We start from the raw sequence: 23,956 nt of genomic DNA, 5'->3' as shown, positions 1-23,956 counted from the left end.
ACCTCAAAAGGTTTTTGAGACCATTATACCATTAAATTGTCAAATTAATGCCTAGTGATTTAAACTTTTTAATTAATCCCTTTAAGTTGTCTTCTAGATCAGAGGGATAAAGGTCAATAAACTGATAGTTTGGCAAACCTTTGTAGTAATTATTTTTTCTTCTTGCTTTATCCATATATTTTTTCAGCAACTTATGCGTTTCGTAATATTTATCATTGTACCATCCATAATACTCAACAATTATTGAATCATTAATAATCCAATCAGGAATGTAACTTTCCTTATGATCTTCATTTACAAAATTACCTATGTTAGCTATTTTATTTTCAAAGTAAGTTACTTTTAAATTATTTTTAATAAATATGTCATGAATTTTTACTTCAGCTTTAGAGTCCAATTTAGTGCCATCTATACCAATATTTTGATAGAAATCACTGTCAGTGAAAGTATTAGGGTAACACTCATTAATCCATTGAAATAGACTTGAGGAATAGTATATATCACAAATAGCTGCAAATTTCCTATGCTGTTTTACCAAAAGAGAATACGAAAATTCATTTGGGATATTGGAAATAGACATATTCAATTTTAATTCAATTAACTCTTTGAGGGCTTTTATTCGATTCTCTGGATTTTCCCAATAGTGTTTGGGAGTATGGCAATATTCCCACTCTAACCACTTATTTGGAAATAAATAATTCCAAAACCCATAGTGACTAGAGCTGAATCTTGTATAAAATAATCCATCTAATTTATATTTCTTAAAAAGGACTCCGTAGTTTTTAATTGTTAAGATTTCCTCTTCTGAATTAATTACTTTGTCTTCTAACAATTTTTGATAGAACCATATAGAAGCCTCTCTAACATTATCTTCATTGTTCCAAAATTTAGGTGGGCAAGAAGAAAGTTCCCAAGGCTTAAATAAGTTAGGATAGACAAGATCTAAGATTTCAAAATTACTATTTTCCTTCAATAATCCACTTAACTTATACTTTCTTAACATATCATGAGATACAATTTTAGCTATATCATCTGTTTCATTCTTTGCCACACTAATGTAATAATTGACCAAGCCTTTAAGGTCTTTTAAAGAATAATGTTGAAAAAATCCTTTAGGGAAAGTTTTCAACTTGCCTGACAGAATAGCTTTGTATGTTTCAATAATATCTATATTTGATACAGCCAGTAAGCTATTTTCAAGTTTACTTTCTTTCTGACAAGCCAAGCAGTTATGCGTGATTTTCCTCAATCTGACTGCATTAGTTGTTTGAGTTTTTAATTCTGGGTGCTTTGAACATACAAAGTCAAGTTTTTGTTTGTTCCCCACATACTCCGTAGTAAGCAATAGATATTTTTTTAATATAAATATTCTTCTTAAATAATCTAAGTCTAATTTCTTTTCTTGATTATATCTCAGTATTCCATCTAATTTACCCATTTCCCAATCACCTTCCCAAGTCAGTTTTCCTTCCTCATATAAAAGAATATAAAAGAAACTTGTGAGTGCAAAGCAGGGAAGGGTGCTAATTATAGATGATCAGTCTATAACCGCACTCACAAGATACAAACAATCCAATATGTAGCCTCATCAGCTATCAATTTATCAATCTTATTAATCAGTAACCTCATCGAGTGTTACTTTTCCACTATGGCAATCCAATTCAATCTCATTACCTTTGCTGTCTGTAGCAATTACTTTATAGCTAACTATCAAATCTGGATGTAGCCTATAATTCACATCAAGCATTGCTAAAGTATCATCATTAAACTTAGAGGGAAGGGAAACGTCCAATTCTAACTTGCCGTGTACATCAACCATTTAAATTCCTCCTCAATATTATGTTGTCTAAGTTGTCGTCTTGGTTTGTAATATCATAATAAAGGGTTTATAAACCTTTTGTCAACCAATATATGAAAATATTTTTAAAAGGTTTATAAAAGGTGTGGAAACTAAAAAGTTAATCCATTATAATTACTTATAAGTAAGATACATTAGTGTAATTGGTCGGAGGGATTTAATGAGCATATCAGCAGATAATGATCGTTTGACTGTTATCATTCCTAAGAAAGTAAAGAATGAGCTTAAGGAACTTGCTGCTAAGGAAAATCGCAGTCTAAGTAATTATGTAGTTAATCTATTGGAGTCGCATGTTATAGAATCAAAGAACGGCATCCAACGTGACCAACAACGTACACTAGGATCACAAGGAATTCCAAGAGATGAGTACAATCAACCTTCACAGCCAGCAGTAAAGTACGCCGGTAAAGAGGTATATAATCCTTATGAAGTTGATTTAAATACTCCGTCACCTAAGAGAAGAAATACTACAAACTTCAAAGAGGATCAATATAAGAAAGCTTTAAACGATCCCAAAGGCGATAAATAACCACAACAAAAAACACACTCCTTCAACCCAGAGTAGGGAAGAGGGAAGTGTGTTTTAATTTGTGGAGTATTAAGTTTAGACAATGAAAAAGACCTCTCACATGGGTAGTGAAAGGTCTAATCCTTCAAAAATCCATATAAAAATATGGCTATGCGCTACTAGGCGCTTCAATATCTTAAGTCAATAATAACAAATTATTGTAAGTAAAGTCAATACTTAACTTTTATCAGCTATAAGTTTTTCTTTTTCAGCTTTTAAAATTCCAATTTCCAGCATTAATTGAGACTTTTCTAATTCAAGCTTGTCTATTTTCTTCTTAACAGGTGAGAAGTAAAGTTCAATAATTTGATTTGTAATTTCATTAAATTTCTTATTACTTACTCTACCCAATACTTTTCCTTCGATTCTGTGTTTATCTATTACCCTTAATTTATCTAATTGAATCCCAGTTTTTTCATTAAATCCGTCTGTTCTTTCTCCCTTTAAAATGTACTCATTTTTCACATGATACCTTCCAGTGGAACAAGGTATTACGAGTGCATCATTATAACCATTTTGATATATTATACAAGGATGTCTATAAGAGGCTTCATAGCCAATGTTGTTAGATCCTAAATTTACAAAAACAATATCTCTTCTATTGTACTTATAGGGCTTGGTGCTAGGGTATTTGAATTTTTCCCAGTGTCCCATATCGTGAATAATGCTAGCCACATCATAGGCAGATAAATCATCAAGGAAATTAGAATACTTTTCTAGGAATGGACTCTTATTATTCACAATATCATGATGACTCACGCTTTTGATACCCTTATTACTTAGGTTGCTTATTACTCTTCTAACCTCAGCATAATTAACAGTCACTTGATTTCCCCCTCCCATTCTTCTCTATATTTTACCATATTTCGAGAATTATAGGAGATTTGTTGTAGATAAATGGGAGGCATTGTTACTTCAATTTCAAGCAGTCAGCCGATAAACTCAGCTGTACTGATTCAAATAAAAGTTGAATATTATTTAAAGATTTGATTCTTTTCTTCTTCAAAGTCACGTAAGTCATAATGAGCTATCGTTGTGCCGACCTGCTCATGGTGGGCTACATACTTGGAGACAAGCTCAAGCTTAATTCCTTGTTCCAATAAGAAAGTTACACAGCTAGCTTTAAATAAGTGAGGATTGATCCTACGTCCCAATATGTCTGACAACACATTTGAGCAGAAATAATTAGCCCAACCAGATGACATCTGTTCAATCTTACCGTCATACTTAGTTGTAAATATGTATTCATGGTCATATCCACGTTTCTCTAGCCAAAGATTTATATACTGTAAAGCTTCTCGATTCACCATATAAGGCTCCACTTTGCCATCAATGCCTCTGCCTTTTAAGCGTACATTGTGACTATATATGAAAGTTGACTCTTCAGGAAAATCATATTTTGTTATTTCAGTTTTGAATTGAATGATTTCGGATCTTCTTGCTCCTACGTTGAATGCTGTGGCTAACCAAGCCATGCCTAAATAGTTTTCATCACTTTCAAGAACTTGCATCATTTCTTTATATTCATCGTAAGAAATTTTAACTTTTTCATAGACACTTGATTTGGGAATAGCAGGTAGTCCTCTTGTAAAGTTTCTGAACAAATCATAATGCTTAAAGTCTTCTTCTCCCACAATTACATTCTCTATATAATTACACAGACTTGATACACATGCTTTCTTGAAACCAATACCACTAGGTGACATTTTTCTATCATCTCTAAGAAAACTCATGTATCTCATAAAGTCACGCTTAGTAATTTTATGGAATGGTTTGTTGTTCATTGAACTATAGACATAGTATCCAAACTGTCTAAGACCACTGATATACTGCTTCTTAGTGGCAGGAGAATGGGATTGGACAGATATGTACTCTTCCACTAATTCTCTATATTCCTGATTCACAAGTTTCCACATCTCATCAGTTACATCAGGCATTCTTTTAGCTCTATCCCTCAGCATATTCTTTTCAATTGTCATTATTTCACCTCCTACTTTACATCTAGTCCTTTTTTATTTAGACTCTTTCTTAATTCATCTGCATGTATATTTTCATTCAAAATTTGCTGCCTTGTATTTTCAATAAATGGTCTTGGCTGCGTAAAGTTGTCGCCACCGGGATAATACGCAGGGTATTCGTATCCTTGTGCAGATTTGTCATGACCATACTCAATAATTTCATCAATTTCTCTGTTACCGTCTTTTCGCGTATTCTCAATTTCAATACCATTCGGAATCTCTTTTACTTCAAAACTCTTTTTTAATTCACCGGAACGAGTGTACTCCTTCGGTGTGTAAACGTTATACACATCTTTTTGAACTCTGTCCTCAGCAACTTTAACTATCTTCTTAGACACATCAGTTTTTAAAGAGTCCTGTATTGTTTGATTTAAAAACTTCTCTAATTCCTTCATGTTTTTAAAACTGGGCAAACTATATCAACTCACTTACTGAACATTCATTTTGTTTAATTGCTCAAACACATCAGCATTCTTTAACTTCAAATCCTCAAATTTCTTCTGAGCTTTAACTCCCAATTCCTCAAGCAACTGACTTGCACCGATGAATTCAGCGATTTTGTCATGAACCTTCATCACTTGATCCTTCATAAACACTTCATCCATAATTGTTTTCAGCAGCCCTGTATCAGCAAAGTGATTTAACCAATCTAATAATCCAGCTTTCTTTCCTTCAGCAAATAGGCTGTCTGGCATATCTTTTTTGAAATGGGTGAAATATTTAATCATCATTAGATTGATGAAATACAGATTCATTTTCTCTGAAAATTCGATGTCATTTTCATGTAAAGTGATGTAGTGTTTCTGAATTTCTTCAAGCATTTGCTCAATCATCAATTCAGGGAAGAGGGGATAGAAGGTAATAGTCTTACCATCTTCTAATTCGTAGGGTTCCATCGTGTGCATGGATTTAGCGTTTTTCTTGATGTCCGATAATTTCAGCTCTGTTGATTTTTTAGCCATTTATTTTTCCTCCTTTTAATCCTAAAAAAAAGAGTAGGGGAGATTAGTCCACCTACTCATGTTAGTTTATTTATTATTGAATCAGTGAATCATCATAAATCTTCATAGTCCACATATCTGTACTTGAAGGGTCACGAAGTACTTCAATAGGGATAGAAAGCGTAGCAGGATCTCCATCAGGAGTAAAGCTGAATTCCCACTCATCTTCAATTTTACCGTTTGGAATAATTAACTGAGCAGCAAAGTCTTTCTTAGTGTAGTAGTCACGCACAAGAACGTCCAAGACAAGTTTGAAAGAACCACCAAATGCATCAGAAGTAACTTTGATTTCAGTTGCAGTAGTGTCAGACTCCACCATGTAGTAAACTGCAATTTTTCTACCGTTTAAAGCAGTGTCAACAGTCAATTCCTTACCAACTAGCTCATATGTACCTTCATCGGCAACAGGGATACCTTCAACTTGCAGTTCATCATGAGTTCCATCAACTTTAAGAGAATATACGCTCAAAAGGTCGCCTTTAGGAGTTTTAGAAAGAGTAACTTTACCTCCGACAACTTCAAGAATTTCACGCTTGTAAATGTCTTGTGCTACTCCAGTTACTACATCATTACCTGTAAGCATTCCAAGAACAGTGTTGTCAAAAATAGCATCCTCTAGAGTAATCCTAGATTCTTTGTTGGAACTGAATCCAACTAGCTTAACGTTACCGTCTCCACCACGAGCATAAGAAGTTTCAGAAGTTGTATTTACTCCAGAAGTTTTTAGAGTGTCAAGGTAAGCAATAGCATTATTAGTTACAAGATCATAGAATGTTGCACGAGCAACCGAGCGTACTGCCCATTTATTAGGTGTAGCCATGTAGAAATCATCCTCCATTAAATTTAATTATTTTTTAATAATGTTTGCCCAATGTTTATCGGACAGGTTGGCTTTCTTAAGGTCAACTGTTCCACTGTAGATTCCGGTTAAAGTATAGTGGTAATCATCAATCGCATTTAACCTCGAAAAACCGTCATACAGTTGATAAACGGTCAGATTATTGATATTTTCAGATTCACAAGATTTCCAGCGCAAAGAAGATATTATACTAATCAAGTTAATTTTCTCTTTTCTCTTTGGCTGCTTTTTCTTATTTTTCTTGATCATATCCATGAATTTTTTTGCCATTTCATTTGCTGGATTAAAATCTTCCTCATCACTGTCTTTTTCAATGTTGTTTGCTATACGCAAAATATCTTGAATGAAGTAAAATTGATCTTCAGATAGGGGAGAGGAGGAAGTGTCTGTAGAAATAAAAAAATTCTCATCAGAAAATGAGAACCTACTTTTAGTGAAGTATTCCAAAGCTTCTATTACAACTTCTTTGAATTCAGGTACACCAATGCAAATAGTACGATATGCTTCAAAGTCAGACATAGAGTTAAATTCAGACAAATAATCATCCTTAATCTCTAGCATCTTTATGAAGTCATTTTTAGTGATAAGAAGGTTTGATAAGTATGTCTGATAATTAGTAAATCCAATTGTAGCTATTTCTTTAATGGTGGGTAAGTATATGTAGCCTAAGTCATCCAGTTTTACAGGAGTACCAACGATTAATGAAAATTCAACATCTGGACTCATTAATAGTTCTCACTGACGTATTCATACACCAATCTGAATCCTAAGTAATCTTTGGTTACTGAAATAGGGGATCTTCTTCTAAAGAAAGTATTACCGACTCCACCAATTTGTTTATTGGATACTAGATCATTTATTCTGTCGCAAATCATCTCAAGTCTCTTATCAATTATCTGAAAATCATACGGCACTAAAATTTCAAATACATACTCTTGGTTACTAAACAAATAGTTATTGTTTGTTGGATTTCCAGCACCAGCATAATAGAATATCCTGCATTTCTTTTCATTTTCTAGGTCGTCCAGTTTAATTGCAGGAACAATGTGATGTCGGATTATATCCCATTTATCTTCACTTGGTTTGTCGAGTATATTAGGTTTTGAGGAATCAAGAGGGTCATCCATACCATTTTTAGGGGAGTAATGTAGGAGCCTCAATAATTCTTCATCGACTAAAATAGCTTCTACTTCAATGGAGAAATCTTTAAGGTTCACTTATTTGCACCCTTTCAGCAGTGATGACTATGATACCTTTTCCGTTTAATACTTTTGTCTTATCAATATTAAGAACCTTATAGCGCTCATCATACATAGAAAATTCAAAGTTATGCTGAATAGGTAAGGATTCCTTGTATTGCATTGTAATGAGCATAGTTCCATCAGGAATGGGGATCTTATCATTGTTCTCCCTAATGGAATACTTAGTTTCAGTTACACAAGGAACAAGTGTTTCTTCACCTTCAACCCAATCATAAATAGGCTCACCAGTTCTAGGATTGTTTCCAATTAAAACTCTTGTTTTACCGGATTGGATAGGCAGGGTAGAGTTGCATTTCTTAAGAACACCTGTCGGATAAACCTCATTAATTCCTTCGTTAAAAGAATCAAGCGTCAGATAATGAAAATCACCAATGTAAACCAGTGATCCAATATTCAACTTTTCGTCAGGTAGTAATAGAATTTTCTTATCATCACTAGTCTTACCTTGAGAAATAATTGATTCCTTCTCCACACCGTCAATCAATACAGTCTGATATCCTAAAGAAGAACTAAAACTGCCATTTATGCTTTGCTTAGTCGAATTAATAATTGATTCACTTGAAGAGTTTCCAGCAGAATTAAGTCGTCTATTATATAAGTCCAAATAACTCATATTTATTCTCCTTTCTGCAGACTCTCAACAAGACCAATTAATTTAAATATTTCGCTTCTGATGAATTTAAAGTCTCTTTCATTGACCAGAGTTTCATCAAGGATAGATTCTAATCCGCAAAGAATTGACAGATAAGAAAAGGAATCCTTAACTCCATTCACTACATATTGCAAGCCGTATAATTCAAACAAAAGAGAATCAATGTAATGATACAAGCCATCATTTTCTTCCTCAATGAGTGGAAGGATCTTAAATATCCGGTTTTTAGAAACTTCGAGATAGTTATGATATAAGGTGCTTTCCATTGCTAACATGACTTGAAACCGTCCATTCTAGTCGCCTTGTATGTGTACAGCATCATCATTGAGTTAGCTTTGCTTGAAAAGTCATCTCGAACTTGTCTGATTTCTTTAATTTGATTGGCTTGGGAGTAAAGTGAATAGTCTTTGGAATTGAGTTTTTGCTTTAATAAATCATCAGTAAGTAATTTTGGCGTAAGATATTCCACGCACATTAGAACAGACAGTATTTCTTGTTCCTCATCGGATAAATCTAGATTAAACTGTTTAAGGGAATCATCACGATCACCTAACTTATCACAGTATCTAAAATTTACGATGGATGATTTAAGAAGAGGGAGCATGAAGTCCTCTACTTCTTCCTTGGGTGCATTGTAGAAAGTATAGTCTGTAATTTTAGGTAGAAACCGAGAGTAAATTTCTTCATAAGAGGTAGTCATCCTAATACCTCCTATTATTCAACAAACATTTTTAGTTCAATCTTCAATGCTTCCTCAAGTGCAGAAATTTTCCTTGTATCATAAAGTTCACCAGACTCAATTAGCTTTCTAGCCCTTGTTCCAATAGTATCTTGCAACCCTTTTGGAAGTTTAGTTAATGCCTCAGCCATATCAGAAGGAGACTTATCAAAGAAAGAATCCACATCATCAATATCCACAATGTTTTTATAAATGTGTTTAAGTCCCAAAAATTCCACTACATCTTCGTCATCAATTACAAGCCATACATCATTCAAGAATTTAGGTTGTGAAGCTTTCATTGTGAGAAGTTCAGCAACTTCAAGATATTCTGTGTCACCATGATTCATCCAAACAGTTGTCAAACCATTTTTACGAGATTTGTAGATCAATTGACCATCAGTTACATTTCTACAAGAAACTAACTCGTTGCGGTCAATTTCAACTTTTTGCTTACGCTTAGGTGTAGGTGCTGGAGTTTCAGTAACTTCTTCTGCTTTTTCAACAATTTGAGTTTCTTCAACCGCTTTTTTAGCAGGTGCTTTCCTTTTTGCAGGTGTTTTCTTTTCAGCCATTTTATTTCCTCCTTATAATCCATTTAAAAGAGGGCAGATGTAAATCCACCCTCATACATTAACTTATTTTGTATTTAATTAGCTAAGTTTGTAAACTCCGTACAGGCTAGAGAATACTACATTAGTACCGAACTTTGTGATGAATTTGTACTCAAGAGACATATCCATGTTTTCTGTTCCATCAGAAACTTCTTTAACAAGGCTGTCACCTTCGTATACAAGTTTAACTGGCTTATTCTCACCAGAAGGGAGGATAAGAAGTTGGTTATCGTCATAAGCGAATTCAAAAGAGTTGGCTTTATGAACAGTTGGAAGTTGAACAAGAGTCATACCATTTACAACTTCAATACGACCAGTGTTGTTAAGGTTGTCCTTAGTACGGTCAGAAAGAAGTGCAGGGTTGATTCCAGCAGTAACTTTAGCAAGTGCTTTACGAGTACCAACGATAACTGGAGCAGTTCCAGAAGCAGCTTCTACATGTGCAGCAATTTCAACCAATTGAGACTCATCGTATGTACCAGTAGCCTTGAATTGAGATGGAAGGGAAGCAGATGCAGCGGCGAATGAAGCAGCAACTTCTTGGTAAATAAGATCTTGCATTGCACGAGCAACTTTTGCAACAAGAGCAGCGAAATCGATACGACCAGCAAGGAAAGCCAAGAAGTCGGCATAGACAGCAAGACCGAAAGCTTTTGTATCAACTGTGAAATCTACACCAGCATCTAATTTTTGACGAGTGATATCCCAGTGGTTTCCTGCAAGCTCAGAAGCAACAAGAAGGCTGTTATCAGGTACGTTGAATTTAATGGAATCACCAAGAGCAACGTTACGAACTTCAGCAAATTGCATGAAGAACTCATCTTCGTTTACTCCATTGATCACAGTGTTATCAAGAACTTCTTCAAGGATTTCAAATACTTCTACTTTATGTCTACGAACATCTTTGAAAGTTGGCTTTTCAGTGCCCATAATTTCAAAGAACGCTTTACGAATTACATCACTTGCTTTTTCTGAAGAGTAGTTCTGTACTTGACCACGTACAGTATCTACACATAATTTTACCAAATCTTGTTTCATTATTAATTTCCTCCTAAAATATCAATGTACTAAATTATTTTACATTAATTAGTTTTTGTTTTTAACGACTTCGATTACAACGTAAGTAAGGATGCGACCACTAGCGGCAATTGTGCTAGTACCAATTTGATCTTGACGAACGATTTTACCAACGAAAGCTTCATCACCAGTTAGAGTTGCTACTTCTTTAAGTTTGAAAGAACCATTTTGTGCAACTACATAGTTACCTTTAACTGCGTCTGCACCGATAAGAGAAAGACCTTCTTTAGTAACAGAGAAGATGTCACGCTCGTTCAGCTCGTAAGCACGAACAGCTTCACCAGCTTCGATTTTGTAATCTTGCTCAGAACGAAGCCTTTCATCATAGTTGATAGCAGGGTTAGCAATCAATACAAGACCTTTTTCAGCGATAGTAGCAGTAGCTGGCTTGTCAATTGCGTAAACTTCACGCTCACCATCTTCAAGATTTCCAAGGTGTGCAACAAAACCATTCTGCATTTCTTCAGCAGCACGAACTGAGAAAATGTGACCTCCGTAAACGGATTTAAGCTTATCTAATCTAACAACACTGTTTGCCATTATTTATTTCCTCCTAATTTTTATAAAAATAAAAAAGCCTTCTTAATAAGAACGCTCAATGAAACCTAAATTATTTTGAAAATTTTTCTAAAAGCCCACCGTATGGTGCAGGTTCTTCAGTTGAAGTATTTTCAACTTCTATTTTTACAGATGTTTGTTTTTCACGTTTAGGTTGCTTAGTAAAATTAGCTTTCTTTTTACCAACCAAAGTGAACAACTTTTCTTCTAATTGCTCAAGAGAGAACTCAGATGCAGTTTCTTTTAGATCCTTAACATCTTCTTCAGTCAATTCGTTTGAGAAACTATCAAATAGAGCAGATTCCTTTTCAGTGCGCTCTTCTTGAAGTTTGCCAGCTTTGAATTGACGAAGTTCTTCAGCATCTTGCTCAAGCTTAGAGAATTGTTCTTTAAGGGTTTCTTGTTCTTTGCCAAATTTATCTTCAATCTTCTTTTCAGCTACTTTTACTTCATACTCAAGAGCATCTTTAGGGATTACACTGAATTCCCCTGAAGTACCTTCATCAAAGTCAACAATTTCAAACTTCTTACGCTTCTTAGAATCAAAATCAATTGTAATTTTGTCTCCATCGGCTGAGAATGTGAATCCATAAAGTGTATAGTTTTCTGTCCAGTCATAAGCAAATACTTCATTCTCTTTGTAGTCAACATAACTGTAACGGGAATATTCCCAATCCCAATCATCTTTGATTTTTTCTTTGCGTAATTCATTCACTAGTTCTGAAACAAACTGCTCGCCTGTCAAAGTGAATTCTTGCTCTGGCTCTTTTAACTCAATAAGTTTTGCTTCTAATTCCTCAACAGAAAAGTCTGCTAAAACAATACCTTTTTCAGCAAGGTCTTCTTCAGTTAATGAATACTTAGCCAAAAGTTCTAACTTTTCATCCACTTTTGCATTACCTCCTTTTTCAAACTCACTGTATGTAAGTTTAAATTTTTCCATCTTACTATTGATTTCCTCAAAGAGTTTATCTTGAGAGAATTGAGCTTCTATGGTAGCTGATCTCATAGCAGGGAGAACGTCATTTCCTAAAGCACACGCACCGTAAAAGGAGAATTTAGTGAAATGGAATAAACCATCATCCTTCCATTCACCTTGATAATTGTCATGCAACTCCATAGACTGAGATTTAATTTCATCTCTATTAAAAATATCAATAGGTGAATCAAATTTTGTCCAGACATATCCAGTAACCGTTAGGAACTCACGTTCAATTCCATCATCACAGACTCTGCTTTCAAATTGGGCATCATTATTTTCAGGAATAAGTCCTATTGCCTGCCCTACATACTTAACCTTAAACTTTCCATCTTCTTTAACTAAAATCATTCTGTGATCAGAGAAATCCTCTTCACCTTCAGAATTATCTTCAATGTATGCGAGAATTGGAGTGTTAGCCAGTGTAGGGATTGCTGCTTCAACAGACTCCTTACTGAAGTAACTACCATTGAGATTTTCTTCTGTATGCATCAGCCAGATTTTCACTTTAAGAAAACGTGTATCTTCGGATTCGTCTTCATAAGTTTTTAGTTTCTGAAATAGAACAGGAACTAGCGTGTCAATCTTATTATCCAACCATTTCACCTCCTCTCAATGGGAACTTCTTAATCATTCCCTAATGTTTCCATCATTGTCTCTAGTTTGAACACCAGAATCCGTTAACTCATCTTCATTCTTAGCAGGTGCTCCTGCACCATCTTTCCCAGAAGTAGTGTGAGAAGAAGAGAGGGGGATAAGTTTTTCTGGCAGATTCATAATCTCATTTTCTAGGAATGTCATATTCATAAAAGCACTTGGAGTATACCCCCATGTAGCAGCTAGAGCAGATTTTACTGGCATTCCATACTGAGCAGATTTAAGTAACCCATCTCGAACGGTATCTACGTTAAATCTTGTAGTTTCTAAGAATTTTACTCGGAACTTATACTTACCATTACTTTGCTTTAATTTTCGATTGAGCCATCTTTCTAATTGCTGAAGAGCCATAAAGACAATCTGTTCGTCAGTTATAATAGATTTTCCCATACTAGCTACGGATGATTTGTCCGTGTTAAACAGAGCCTGACTAACTCCTGCTGCGTTATAGTAATTTCTCTCTGATTCAGCAACATTGTCATTGTCGTTATTCTTTCCACGTTCCAATTTGATTGCTTCGATGTCCATAGGGGATGTTATTAGTCCAACTTCATCAGGAAGTGAACCAGAAGCCATCTTATGAAAGTTCATAGCTGTATCCATATCAATGAGAAATTTATTAGGTTCTGTCTGATTACTTGCGATTGGAATCTTTTGTGTCAGAATCATGTAATTATCCATTTTTGTTTTTACTTTTCTCATTCTCTTGTTGTCATCAATGTCAAATATAGCTTCGAACACAGAGGAAAAGGGAGGCATGGGATATACAAGTTCCTCATTCACTTTAAAACAAATGGTATTTTTAGATTCTAACTCCTGCCACTGTTTCTTCCTGTCATTTTTATATTGCTTATATTTGGACTTGAATTCTTGTGGATAGGCTTCTACTTCACTGTCCTTTTTGAAAAACGAAAAGTCAAAAGAAAAGTTGTAAACTCCATCTTCAATAGACGAAATTTTACAGAAATCAGGATCAAGTCTTTTAATGTAATAGGAGTCATCTGTGGAAAATTCATATCCGTAGAAGACATCTTCTTTAAATCCGTATTTAAGAACTTTGGTGAACTCATGAGGAATATTCATTATCTCCAATGACTTCAATGTTTTGTTGTATTGCTTCTTAAATTGGTCAATATTTACTTTCTCAATATCTAAGTCATAAGGTTCTACAATATAATCAAACCTAAGTAGACCTGCAAAGTATTGAACAAGTCTCTTGTAGTTTGGAGAGACGTTGTAGAGGTATTGACTCAAACTCCTCAATTCCTTCATTGCCTTTTCAGGAGCTTGAAGATATCCAATTATTTTATCTTTATTGTATTTTGCATTAAGAGAAGTTTTCGAACTAGATTCAATATCTGAGAGAATAACCTTTGCTAATTGCGATGCAAAAAATAAGGGTGATTGAAGATCTGTATTGTTTTTTTCTTTCTCTGTCATTTCGCACCTCCTCTTTTAATTATTTTTATATTGCTGGCTTTTTAAACATAAACAAGTTGTTTATATCCTGTAGGGGTGTAGGCTTGTTCGTGATTTTTTCACGCCTCAGTTTCTGTAAATACCAAGCCAACATGGCAATTGTATATGCCCTGTCATCACCAATTTTACTTTGTTTGTCAGGTGGAAGATCATACCTCACGTTGCCATTCGAACTCTTAAAAGCATATATACTAACCAATTCCTCTTTTGCAATATCGATATTTGTCAGTGAAAGTATTTCTTCATCTGTTAGTTTATATTTTTTTACTTCACCATTCTCCAAAGGAATAGTAAGTTCACCTTTATAATCATAAGCTTCAGGAAATGAGATTAAGTTTAGATTCATCATTTCTATCAAAGCTTCGAACATATCCTTTTTGTACTTTTGTGGAGAAATCAAAGTAATCTTATCTACTGCATTAGGATACTTAGAAATGTAGTTTTTGTATTCGTCATGATTCTTATCTATTAGTCCTCTATGGGAATTACCATTTGAATCATTCCAGTCTTCTAATAGACCATCTGCCCAAGCACTCATACCGGCTCCACCAGCACCAGCATCGATAAGAACTCTATGTATGTTTTCATAATCAGCAGCTTTTACGCCATTAAAATCAATTAACATACGTTTGAAGTCTTTAATTTGATCAGGAGTCTTAATTGGAGTCTTCTTCTTCTTTTCCAAGTCAGTCCAAGATACATTGTGTGAAATTTCCATTCTGTATCCAATGTTTGGATCATCAATAATTTCAGCAACAGTAGATACTGAGTTATCATGATTACGAGCCGGATCAATTGCAAATACAAATTGCCTACCACCATCATTAGATAGAGTAGGAGGTCTAGTTTCAGAGTTTCTAATTATCATAGCCCTCTTGATGATCTGATTGTCAGAACCCTCAGTTGTGAAAATGTTCTTATATTCCCTCATTGCTTTTTCTTTATTTTCACGCATTGCTGCGTCTACAGTCTCTTGAGAAAGAAGAGAAACAGGATAGAGTTTTCCATTAAATGTAGCGTTAATAACAACGTCAGAACTTATATCTGCAACAAAATATCTTTTATCTCCAAGAAACATTTTCTTAGCAAAGTCAGAATACTTTCGATAAAAATATGTATCTGTTGAGGATGCTGAAGAGGCATACACAAGTTGGTTAGGCATCTGTTTAGGGAAAAGGGTAACATCTACATCTCCGCCTAAACGGAAGTCGCTATTCTGTACCGCAAAAGGTTCAGAAGTTGTGAATAGTTCATCTGGAGCAAATCCAGATTCATCATAAAAGTTTAAATTTGAACGTTTCGAACGGTTATTATCAAAAGATCCATTCAGAGAGTTTACAATGGAGCCATTATATAACTTGTATTGGAATGAAGCGGGATTATGAGTGAAACCATCAGTATTAGCAGCACTCTTAACGGTTTCGTTATAAAATACATCTGTAAGACCTGTGAACGAGGCAATTTCCCTCTTTGCGATTTTTTCTATTTTTAAGAACATTTCTTGTGACTGAGAACCGACACCTGCTAGTATATAAGCTTGGAAGTTAGGAATGAGTAAGCTTTTAGCCATTATAAAAGGGGAGCCAAGTGTAGTTTTACCACTGTTACGCCCCATACACCACAGCACATATTGCTTATACCAACTCTCCATAAATACATACTTTTGATAGTCTAGTAACTCCATACCGAAAAATCGCTCAACAAATTTTACTGGATTTTTTCGACCCCACTGTATTACTTCTGCTAACTTTAAATATCCATCAATCTTTCTTTGCGACATATTTTGATTATTCATTGTTGTCGCCTTCTTGCTTTCTATACTTTAATAGTTCCTTCTTCAATAGCCTGTTCTCTTCTTCAAATTTCGATGCTTTGGCTTCTAATTCTTGAATGATTTCTCTTTGCTCTAGAATCATTTGTGTGTAATCATTTTCATCAAATTGCAATTGAGCAAAGATGCTTTTATTGCTTAGATCAGCAACCTGTCTCATACCGAGGGAAGTTTCAATATCGAATAAGTTGACTTCACCTTGCTCAAAACCTTTTTCTTGAAGAGTTTTGATGATTCCTGTTAATGTTCCTGCCCCTTTACTTTTTTGATTATTGTGTTTAACTGAAATCCCGTTATCTTCAGCGAGCTTGAGCAGAGATGATAATATTTTCTGCTTTGAATCAATTAAAGTTTTAATACCACCGGAACTGTTAGACATTTTATCAATGTCTGTTGTCAAACTGGTTATTGCCATATTTATTCTATCTATTTGATTGAATCCTTTTACAATCTCTATGCAAGCTTGTAGTTTAAATCCATCTTCCAAAGCACTTTCATCAAGGAAATCAACTAACTTATTATAAAGATGCCTTCTGTCTTCCAAGTTCTCATATTCGAAAGGGTCATACCCAATCATTCTGAGAACATCTTCACGGTTTTTGTTTTCTGCCTCTAAAACTTCATCCGACTTAGGTAGAGGAGTAGCAACTACAATTTGCTTAGTCTCAGCAGCATTAGAACCTGTTGTTTTTTCAACAAATTCACTCTCTCTCCAAGTTAAGCTTCTGAAGTTTTGAAAGACATTTTTCATATATAAACCAAACAAATCTTTTCCCGTTTTATTTGATTCTTCAACCGAAGTTATCCATAAACTTTGTATGAATGGTCGATTCATCTCTAATAGGACATTCTTTACAGAATCTATACTTAAAGTACTCATTGGATCATCTAATTGTAATGTTTCTTTTACGCATTGTTTACAGATAGGATGTCTCTTGTCAGCGTGATTTGGTGAATCAGATACATAGAAGTCTCGATTCATTGCTTTTACTTTCTCACACTTTAAACAGGATTTCCGTGGAATTTCTGAATCTGTTTTTACACTCCTTGCCATCTCGGTCACCGCCTTAAAATTAAAAAGAATTTTTGTATCACCACCTCAGAAGGAGGGAAGGGAGAGGGGGAAACCTTTTCCAAAGTGGCAATACAAAAATTCCTTAAATAAAAAACACACTCCTCAATTGGAAAGAGAAGTGTGTTATTATAGAATAAGTATTGTATTAATTAATCTTCTTCATCAATTAATAATTCATCATCTGTCTCATATAAATGAATATCTTCTAGTCCTTGCAAACAGGCTTTTGCTTGGTCAATGAGGAATTGCTTGGACGACCACCTGTAAACATCATCGAAAAAATACCCAAGAACTTCTCCTAACGGAATTCCGTGATCTAAATTATATTGGATCATATCACAGTAATCTTCAATAATATCTTCCGCAGATTCTTGAGTTGGCACTATTACTACATTAGGGCTATCTTCCATTGTTTAACCTCCAAAAGAGGCATCGGATGAATACTCATCATACCAAATATGTGTTATGGTTTATTTAGTACACTCGTCACAATCACAAGCAGTGTCGTTATCTAATTCTTCCTCGATGTCGGCAATAATTTGCTTCTTAATTTCCATATCAGACTCTAGAGCATCTTTATAGCCTACTTTATGCCCAATATCAAAGCCTCGTTCAAATCCTTCATCCGTTCCCGTGTTGTTAGAAATCAAAGCTAGTTCGGCTAGTAAGGAGAATAATTCTTCTGGTGATTCAGATTCAGCTACGTCTTCCATGAATTCTGAAACCAAATCACAGATTGGGCAATTTTCTTCTTTTTTAAATTGAATGACCTTAGACATTTAATTCTCCTTGGTATTTAATTATTTTAGTTTAAAATAAAATTATAAGAAATTGTACGACCCTTACCTTTTTCATAGATAGATAAGTTAGCTCCAGACTTAGCACCAGTCATCAATGAGTCACTGTATTCATCTGATCCCATGATAGAAGGTAGCTGAACTACTTCGATATTGTGAGTGTCAGTTTCACCAACAGTCAGGCTACTCCCATGATGGAAGTGTGAGACATAAAGGAAGTCATAAAACTTACGCTTCATCATTGAGATGTCTTTCAGTGCATTCTTTTTACCTTTAAGCTGATGCCCATGACATGCAGCAAAGTTATATCCATTTACCTCGAAATCAACAATTCCTTCATCACATAAAGGTACATCAATACGCTCATTATCTTTAAGCATATCATGAATATATACTGCAATAATTCGCTCAACATCTTCCTTAGGCATTTCCGAGCGACTTGAATTATGTAATCTTAATTCAGTATGATTTGCAGATGGGATATGTATGTATCTGATTTTCACATGCTTGGATAACTCTTTTAGCCACTCAACTTTATACCGAGCATATTTAATTACTTGGTCTATAAATCCATACTGTAGAGCTGTAAGTTGTGAAACCCTTAATGCCATACCTTCAACTGAATCTGCTCCGTTAAGGACTGTCAATTCATCCAATTGTTCCTTTTGAATTGTTGAAACAGTTTCAGATAGAAGTTTACTCATCCGATCCAAATAAATCTTCTCGTTATATTCATTATTTTGACTCACAAATTCTTTACCGAAATGCTCATCGCCAAATCCTAGAATACCTGCTTTAGACTCAGTGTTTGTTTGCAACGTTTCAAAAGTAGGTGAGGGGAGAGTACCAACTTCTTCAATCTTCCTAGAAACTTCCTCAAAGAACAGAGTACGTCTGCCATTCTCTCTAGAAATCTTGTGGAATTCAGATTTAATAGATTGGAGTTTCTTTTGCTCTTCCATAATCTGAAGCTTCTTAAGTTCTAGTTCAACCATTGCTTCATCAGATGAGATTGATTGTTGTTTTGAAAACTCCATACCTTGAAAGAATGAGTACCACCATTTACGGTAGACTGACTCACCATTGCTTTCACCAGTCTCGGAATTAATTAAGTCTTTAATTTCATCCCAAGTGAGGGAGTATGTATCCTTGTTATTACAAATCCTTATTTTCCATTCAAGAAGATTCTCATCATCAAGACGTTTTGTTTGAATAGGATCTATCACTCTATCACTTCCTATTCTTCAATATCTTCGATTGTGTCTTCTTGTTTTACTGCAATGGAAATTTCCTGACCATCTTTAGCAAGGAGAGCAAGAACATCTAGAATATTTGTTTCTTCGCCATCTTTGGAGCCTGTGATAACTTGTGTATCAGGGTTGTACAAACCTTTTTCTTGAAATGCTTTAATTGTTTTTGTGAATTTTTTGCCCATATGTGTAACTCCTCCTTATAATCCTTTTATAACTTATTTTGTTTTGAGAGTAGGACGCTGCTTGAGGTATAGTTTTAGCCATACCAACCTTTCAATTACATCTTGTCTGCTAAATCTGCTAGACGGGATCTCCACACGTTCTGAAGCTCAACTTCACCGTACAATTCAGTTCCACGGAATACTTCGCTCATTCGCTTCATACCGTTGTCAGTTACATAGATATCTTTATCAACCTGTTGGTGATAGTCGCCATCTACAATTACCTTAGTATCCTCGGCTATCCGTTGTAATCCGAGTTTCATTAATTCGGCAGTCATATTCTGACTTTCAATCATCCAAACAATAGTTTTCTGACCTCCAGAATCGTAACCTCGTAAGTCAACCATAGGAAGGATATCTAGCTTATCATCTTGGATTTGACGCATAATCTCAACTTCATCCCCAAACTTAGATTTCAACATTGTGCCGACAGACTGCATTAATTTTTCTAATCTATCACCTTTGTAAAAGCCTAATTCCTGAGAATTCAAAACAGGTACTGGATTACAGAAAATAATTAACTTATATCCTTCTTTTTCAACAAGGTACCATGCTGTATTGAGAGCCACTAAAGATTTACCACTACCAGCTCTACCTCTAATAGAAGTAAGTTGATTAGTCAGAATGCTATCGACAGCCATAATTTGGTGCTCATCTCTGGGAACAAAGTTACCAAATTGGAAAGTTTTAAACCCTTTTCCTAAATTCCCTTTTTTATCTCTAAGTGAAATAAGGTGCTGCCCATTCCACTTGAGAATATCTAAAAGTTCTCCATCAGTTTCATCATTAAGTACTATATATTCGTTGATTTGTAAGTTAAACTGGTTGACTCCTAAGTTTAAGTAAATGTCACTCAACTCATCCTTAGAAATAAACTTTTCTACAAATCCTTTATGTTCAATAAAATTTGATTGCTCAATGTTCTTGAAAGGAATATCATACTGGCGACATTTTCTTCTTAGAAGTCTGTCATGAGTGATAATTCCGTAACCTTCATCACGTGCAACTTGTAGTAAGATGTTGTCTGTATATTGAGGATCAAGTTCATCATCAAGTGTAAATTTATAATCCCTGATATTCACGTAAGCATTATTATTTTCATCACACTTTTTCTTAAACCTTCTAATCTGCCATTGTAATGTTCTGTCCTGTTTACGAGTTAATTCAAGATGTTCAATTTCTCTGTTTACATGAGAAGGAATAATTACATCATACTCATCCAACACTTCAGGATTATTTAGAAGTACATTAGTGTCTGCAATCCACTTTTCAGTCATTTAATATCCCCTTAATTTATTTTTGTTTCTACCAAGACAGGAATAGAACGAGGGGTATTGATAACCTGTCTTTAGTGTATATTTATAATATAGTAAAGAGAGTAGGGGATTAGCCCTACTCATATATGTAATTATTTATTATTAAGTTTAGTCTTAATTGCCTTGGAAGGCTTAAATTTAGGTGCTCTTGATGCTTGTATATCCACTTCGGCTTGACGTTTAGCATCTTCATCAGATACACCTTGTTCTTTTAGCTCTTTAAGTAGCTTAGGGTTAATGCCTTTTCTTGCTGCACGATCTGCAACAGTTAATTTGCCCATATCTCCAAGTGGTACTTCTCCAAATTCAACAAGTGCTTCCTCAACAATTGAGAATACCTTGTCTAGTGTTTCAGTTGCCTCTTTACCTGTTGTTTCTAGTCTTTCTGCTGCAAACTTAATAAATTCTGCTTTCTTCATATGTAAAACTCCTCCTTGATATCTTATTATTGTTTATTATTAAATTAGTTATGTACATTAAATTATTTAGCCTTTCCTATTGTCGATACTTAAAACCCAGTCATATCAAGGGTTTTAGGCGTTTTTTCTGAAAATAACATTCAAAAATCCCCATTTTTAAAGGTTTTTAAGAATTTTTCTTTTTGTGATTGATATAAAACATTGAGCACTCGTAATAATAATTTGTTATCTGTATCGGAGATATATCTAATAATCATATAAATTGTATCTTCATTAATTTTTAATTTCTTCAAATAGTTTAGGAGGTCTAAAGTAATGTCCTCTATTTTTGTATTTTTTTCATCTTTGTCTTTAAATTTAGCATTCTCACTCCTTATTAAGTCATCCATTTCTGTAATTTTGTTAATCACTTTATCAAACTGCCTATAGTTAGCTTTAGAAATATCTTTCTCAATTAAGAAACTTTCAAGGTGAACATTTTCTCTATATGCAGCATAGTCAAGCTGATCCAATTCATTAATCAAATAATCCATAGGACAATCATATGGTTCGATTCTATTTTTGATAGTTTTACTTTGGCTTACATATTTCCAAAAATTTGGCTTGTTTTTTCTTTCCTTTAAAAATTTATTTTTTTCAACGTTTCTTATTTCTGCACTGATGTTAATTTCATAGAACTTTTTTGCCATGTCAATTGCAATTCCTGAAAGAACAGTCATGACATCGACTTTTTTTAATAATTCGTTCACTTCTTCACCGCGTACATCTTTATTCAATAAGTCCCAATAAACTGACATACAAAATTGACCTAAGTTCACTACTTTCCCAATGTTTCTTTGACTTGTTGAGAGTTGACAATCTATGTCGTACATGTCGTTTTTATTTAATCTATATTTCTTTTTCTGTCCTTCTATGTTATTGATACAAACTAGGTAGTTTCCATAACATTTTTTTCCTAGTTGAAGTAATTTAGGATCATCGAACAATAGTACTGTATCTGAATCATAGTCTGCACCACTCAAAATATCTTGGATTGCAAAGTTGATTGCGTTTACACAAACTATGTTATCAGTTAGATTGAAATATTTATCGATATCATTATTTTTAATGTTTTTAACAATGAGTACGTTGCTAGGGGAGGTATTCGGATTTCTAAATCCAACAAGCTCCTTATTAAACTTAAACAAACCTGTATGTACCTCATTATCTTTTAAAGATGGTTCACTATGTATATCAAATTGACCTATTGCATGTTTCAGATATTCCATTGGATTGCCTAACATCACACAGTAATCACCGTTTAATTTAATTTTTCCTTTTTTAGAATGATTCATGTGACCGAAAATGAAATCCTTACGAAACTTTCTGAACATATTAGTATTGATTATTTTATTATTGATGTTATATAGTGCCAATAACATTTCATTACTATTAATTAGATTTGCACCTTCTTTTATTTTCTCAATAAAGAAGTCATCATCATTTTTCAATCTAAAAATGTAATCTTTTTCTGTCTTTGTTAGTTCGACTACATCTGCCTTTGTTAAAGGGAGACAATTGATCATCTGATATGACGTCTGCTGAAGAACATTACCGGATAAATCGCTGCCGAATTTAGATGGTTTCTCATGTTTACAAATTCCAAAAATGTTTCCATCTTCATTTACTTTTTGTTTCCAATATTCCCACATTATTTTATCTGATCCAATTACTTTGCTAAATTTTAATGCTTTTAAGCTATTTGGCGTAATAATGAAATCTATATCTTTTGCAAAAATATTATTTCCAAACATATCTGTAAGTTGCCATTCATCATACTTAATCCCAACCGGACAATTGTCCATTAAAAACTGCTTAACATTACAATTGAACGCTGCAGATTTGAACATATGATTTCTCAACAGTTTCATTGATGTACCATCATCAAAGTATTTGGAATCTAAAAGTGATTCCCCGTCAAACAGTGAATTAGTTACAGTAGTCTCTTCTTTAAAACTATCTAAGAACTTATCTTCGCCTTTTCTAACTACATTACATACTTGTTTAAACTTACTTTCTACATCGGCAACAATCAAGATTCTATTGGGATCAATTTTTATTGTACCTTCTAACGAAGAACCGACTAGAGATTCATAAGCCAATAATCCAGCTAAATCAATTTCCATGTCCTTTCTAAGAGGTAAACTCATTCTAGACCATTTTATCATCTTATTGTAAAGGGATTTTTTTATAAAAAGACATTGACCAGTTCTACTTTTAGAAGAAGATCTTTTATACACCACATACTCTGTTTCACGTATCTCACCCGTACTCTTAACTATGTTTCTAACTTTAAATCCTTCAGTGTAAAACTGTTTTCTTAATTCATCCACACTAACTTCTTGCCAATTGAAATTAGACTCATTTTTATTAATAATTTCAATAAATTCATCTAATTTACTGGCATAATCTATATTCGTATTATCTTTGTTTTTCTTTGTTAGTATTTTTTTAAGTTCATTTCCAGACTTGACTTTAGACTTAAATTTAACATTAATAATGTCGCTGCTAATTTCTTTATCTCTACTACTAATATATCTTACTCGCAAGCCTTCTTTTTTTAGTTTAATTAATTCTAGGCTATATGGAATCATCCCACAGTAGTCATGATCAATTATAGTCCCTCGATACATATGACTCCACAAGTCACTTGCTTCCAAACTCATTATGTATACTTGCTTATTATACTCAGACATTTAATTCCC

At 34.1% G+C, this 23,956-nt stretch carries 27 protein-coding genes; 1 reads left to right on the top strand and 26 read right to left on the bottom strand.

Annotated features, from left to right (window positions below; all coding sequences use genetic code 11):
• Positions 1 to 31: 31 nt before the first annotated feature.
• Both CYJ37_RS12260 and CYJ37_RS12255 read right to left on the bottom strand, forming a co-directional pair.
• Positions 32 to 1,438: a hypothetical protein gene (locus CYJ37_RS12260; protein ID WP_101550109.1), complete on the bottom strand. Its 1,407-nt coding sequence runs from the start codon at positions 1,436 to 1,438 to the stop codon at positions 32 to 34.
• A gap of 174 nt (positions 1,439 to 1,612) precedes the next feature.
• Positions 1,613 to 1,819, bottom strand: coding sequence for a hypothetical protein (locus CYJ37_RS12255; RefSeq protein ID WP_101550108.1), 207 nt, complete (start codon positions 1,817 to 1,819; stop codon positions 1,613 to 1,615).
• A gap of 199 nt (positions 1,820 to 2,018) precedes the next feature.
• Between CYJ37_RS12255 and CYJ37_RS12250 the strand changes: the two genes are divergently transcribed.
• A complete protein-coding gene (locus CYJ37_RS12250) occupies positions 2,019 to 2,387 on the top strand; it encodes a hypothetical protein (RefSeq protein ID WP_101550107.1) in 369 nt (122 codons plus the stop codon).
• 216 nt (positions 2,388 to 2,603) lie between these two features.
• Here the strand turns inward: CYJ37_RS12250 and CYJ37_RS12245 are convergent, their stop codons facing one another.
• From CYJ37_RS12245 to CYJ37_RS12130, 24 genes are all read right to left on the bottom strand, one after another.
• Positions 2,604 to 3,251 (bottom strand): type II toxin-antitoxin system PemK/MazF family toxin, encoded by a 648-nt coding sequence (locus CYJ37_RS12245; RefSeq protein WP_180827344.1) that lies wholly within the window; start codon positions 3,249 to 3,251, stop codon positions 2,604 to 2,606.
• A gap of 149 nt (positions 3,252 to 3,400) precedes the next feature.
• Complete coding sequence (locus tag CYJ37_RS12240) at positions 3,401 to 4,405, bottom strand: tyrosine-type recombinase/integrase (RefSeq protein ID WP_101550105.1); 1,005 nt, start codon at positions 4,403 to 4,405, stop codon at positions 3,401 to 3,403.
• 11 nt (positions 4,406 to 4,416) lie between these two features.
• Entirely contained in the window at positions 4,417 to 4,839 is a 423-nt protein-coding gene (locus CYJ37_RS12235) for a hypothetical protein (RefSeq protein WP_142385269.1), read from the bottom strand.
• 33 nt (positions 4,840 to 4,872) lie between these two features.
• Positions 4,873 to 5,406: a hypothetical protein gene (locus CYJ37_RS12230; protein WP_101550103.1), complete on the bottom strand. Its 534-nt coding sequence runs from the start codon at positions 5,404 to 5,406 to the stop codon at positions 4,873 to 4,875.
• Between the two features lie 73 nt (positions 5,407 to 5,479).
• Complete coding sequence (locus tag CYJ37_RS12225) at positions 5,480 to 6,265, bottom strand: hypothetical protein (protein WP_101550102.1); 786 nt, start codon at positions 6,263 to 6,265, stop codon at positions 5,480 to 5,482.
• Positions 6,266 to 6,292: 27 nt separating this feature from the next.
• Positions 6,293 to 7,030: a hypothetical protein gene (locus tag CYJ37_RS12220; protein WP_101550100.1), complete on the bottom strand. Its 738-nt coding sequence runs from the start codon at positions 7,028 to 7,030 to the stop codon at positions 6,293 to 6,295.
• Entirely contained in the window at positions 7,030 to 7,521 is a 492-nt protein-coding gene (locus tag CYJ37_RS12215) for a hypothetical protein (protein WP_101550099.1), read from the bottom strand. The genes CYJ37_RS12220 and CYJ37_RS12215 overlap by 1 nt, the downstream gene beginning before the upstream one ends.
• Entirely contained in the window at positions 7,511 to 8,179 is a 669-nt protein-coding gene (locus CYJ37_RS12210) for a hypothetical protein (protein ID WP_101550097.1), read from the bottom strand. Before CYJ37_RS12210 ends, CYJ37_RS12215 begins: the two co-directional genes overlap by 11 nt.
• A gap of 2 nt (positions 8,180 to 8,181) precedes the next feature.
• On the bottom strand, positions 8,182 to 8,493 hold the full coding sequence (locus CYJ37_RS12205; protein ID WP_180827343.1) for a hypothetical protein: 312 nt from the start codon (positions 8,491 to 8,493) through the stop codon (positions 8,182 to 8,184).
• Positions 8,487 to 8,918 (bottom strand): hypothetical protein, encoded by a 432-nt coding sequence (locus CYJ37_RS12200; protein ID WP_257964230.1) that lies wholly within the window; start codon positions 8,916 to 8,918, stop codon positions 8,487 to 8,489. The genes CYJ37_RS12205 and CYJ37_RS12200 overlap by 7 nt, the downstream gene beginning before the upstream one ends.
• Positions 8,919 to 8,932: 14 nt before the next feature.
• The gene (locus CYJ37_RS12195) at positions 8,933 to 9,511 is read right to left on the bottom strand and encodes a hypothetical protein (protein WP_101550093.1); all 579 of its coding nucleotides are present in this window, start codon (positions 9,509 to 9,511) and stop codon (positions 8,933 to 8,935) included.
• A 78-nt stretch (positions 9,512 to 9,589) separates the two neighbouring features.
• Positions 9,590 to 10,588 (bottom strand): hypothetical protein, encoded by a 999-nt coding sequence (locus CYJ37_RS12190; RefSeq protein ID WP_101550091.1) that lies wholly within the window; start codon positions 10,586 to 10,588, stop codon positions 9,590 to 9,592.
• Positions 10,589 to 10,636: 48 nt separating this feature from the next.
• A complete protein-coding gene (locus CYJ37_RS12185) occupies positions 10,637 to 11,167 on the bottom strand; it encodes a hypothetical protein (protein WP_101550089.1) in 531 nt (176 codons plus the stop codon).
• 70 nt (positions 11,168 to 11,237) lie between these two features.
• Positions 11,238 to 12,761, bottom strand: coding sequence for a hypothetical protein (locus CYJ37_RS12180; RefSeq protein ID WP_101550087.1), 1,524 nt, complete (start codon positions 12,759 to 12,761; stop codon positions 11,238 to 11,240).
• Positions 12,762 to 12,794: 33 nt separating this feature from the next.
• Positions 12,795 to 14,261 carry a hypothetical protein gene (locus tag CYJ37_RS12175; RefSeq protein WP_101550085.1) on the bottom strand — a complete coding sequence of 489 codons (1,467 nt, stop codon included), beginning with the start codon at positions 14,259 to 14,261 and terminating at the stop codon, positions 12,795 to 12,797.
• 25 nt (positions 14,262 to 14,286) lie between these two features.
• Positions 14,287 to 16,095, bottom strand: coding sequence for a terminase (locus CYJ37_RS12170; RefSeq protein WP_101550082.1), 1,809 nt, complete (start codon positions 16,093 to 16,095; stop codon positions 14,287 to 14,289).
• Positions 16,088 to 17,185, bottom strand: coding sequence for a hypothetical protein (locus CYJ37_RS27770; RefSeq protein WP_257964229.1), 1,098 nt, complete (start codon positions 17,183 to 17,185; stop codon positions 16,088 to 16,090). Before CYJ37_RS27770 ends, CYJ37_RS12170 begins: the two co-directional genes overlap by 8 nt.
• A gap of 170 nt (positions 17,186 to 17,355) precedes the next feature.
• Entirely contained in the window at positions 17,356 to 17,616 is a 261-nt protein-coding gene (locus CYJ37_RS12160) for a hypothetical protein (RefSeq protein WP_101550080.1), read from the bottom strand.
• Between the two features lie 60 nt (positions 17,617 to 17,676).
• Positions 17,677 to 17,985, bottom strand: coding sequence for a hypothetical protein (locus tag CYJ37_RS12155; RefSeq protein WP_101550078.1), 309 nt, complete (start codon positions 17,983 to 17,985; stop codon positions 17,677 to 17,679).
• Positions 17,986 to 18,011: 26 nt separating this feature from the next.
• Entirely contained in the window at positions 18,012 to 19,229 is a 1,218-nt protein-coding gene (locus CYJ37_RS12150) for a hypothetical protein (protein WP_101550075.1), read from the bottom strand.
• An 11-nt stretch (positions 19,230 to 19,240) separates the two neighbouring features.
• Complete coding sequence (locus CYJ37_RS12145) at positions 19,241 to 19,438, bottom strand: hypothetical protein (protein ID WP_101550073.1); 198 nt, start codon at positions 19,436 to 19,438, stop codon at positions 19,241 to 19,243.
• A gap of 95 nt (positions 19,439 to 19,533) precedes the next feature.
• Positions 19,534 to 20,754 (bottom strand): PhoH family protein, encoded by a 1,221-nt coding sequence (locus CYJ37_RS12140; protein ID WP_101550070.1) that lies wholly within the window; start codon positions 20,752 to 20,754, stop codon positions 19,534 to 19,536.
• 131 nt (positions 20,755 to 20,885) lie between these two features.
• A complete protein-coding gene (locus tag CYJ37_RS12135; protein ID WP_101550068.1) occupies positions 20,886 to 21,212 on the bottom strand; it encodes an HU family DNA-binding protein in 327 nt (108 codons plus the stop codon).
• A gap of 140 nt (positions 21,213 to 21,352) precedes the next feature.
• Positions 21,353 to 23,947 carry an RNA dependent RNA polymerase gene (locus CYJ37_RS12130; protein ID WP_101550065.1) on the bottom strand — a complete coding sequence of 865 codons (2,595 nt, stop codon included), beginning with the start codon at positions 23,945 to 23,947 and terminating at the stop codon, positions 21,353 to 21,355.
• Between the last annotated feature and the right edge of the window lie 9 nt (positions 23,948 to 23,956).

The organism is Bacillus sp. UMB0728, assembly GCF_002858875.1.
Lineage (GTDB): Bacteria > Bacillota > Bacilli > Bacillales > Cytobacillaceae > Bacillus_AB > Bacillus_AB infantis.
This window is presented reverse-complemented; position numbering and strand designations above follow the sequence as displayed.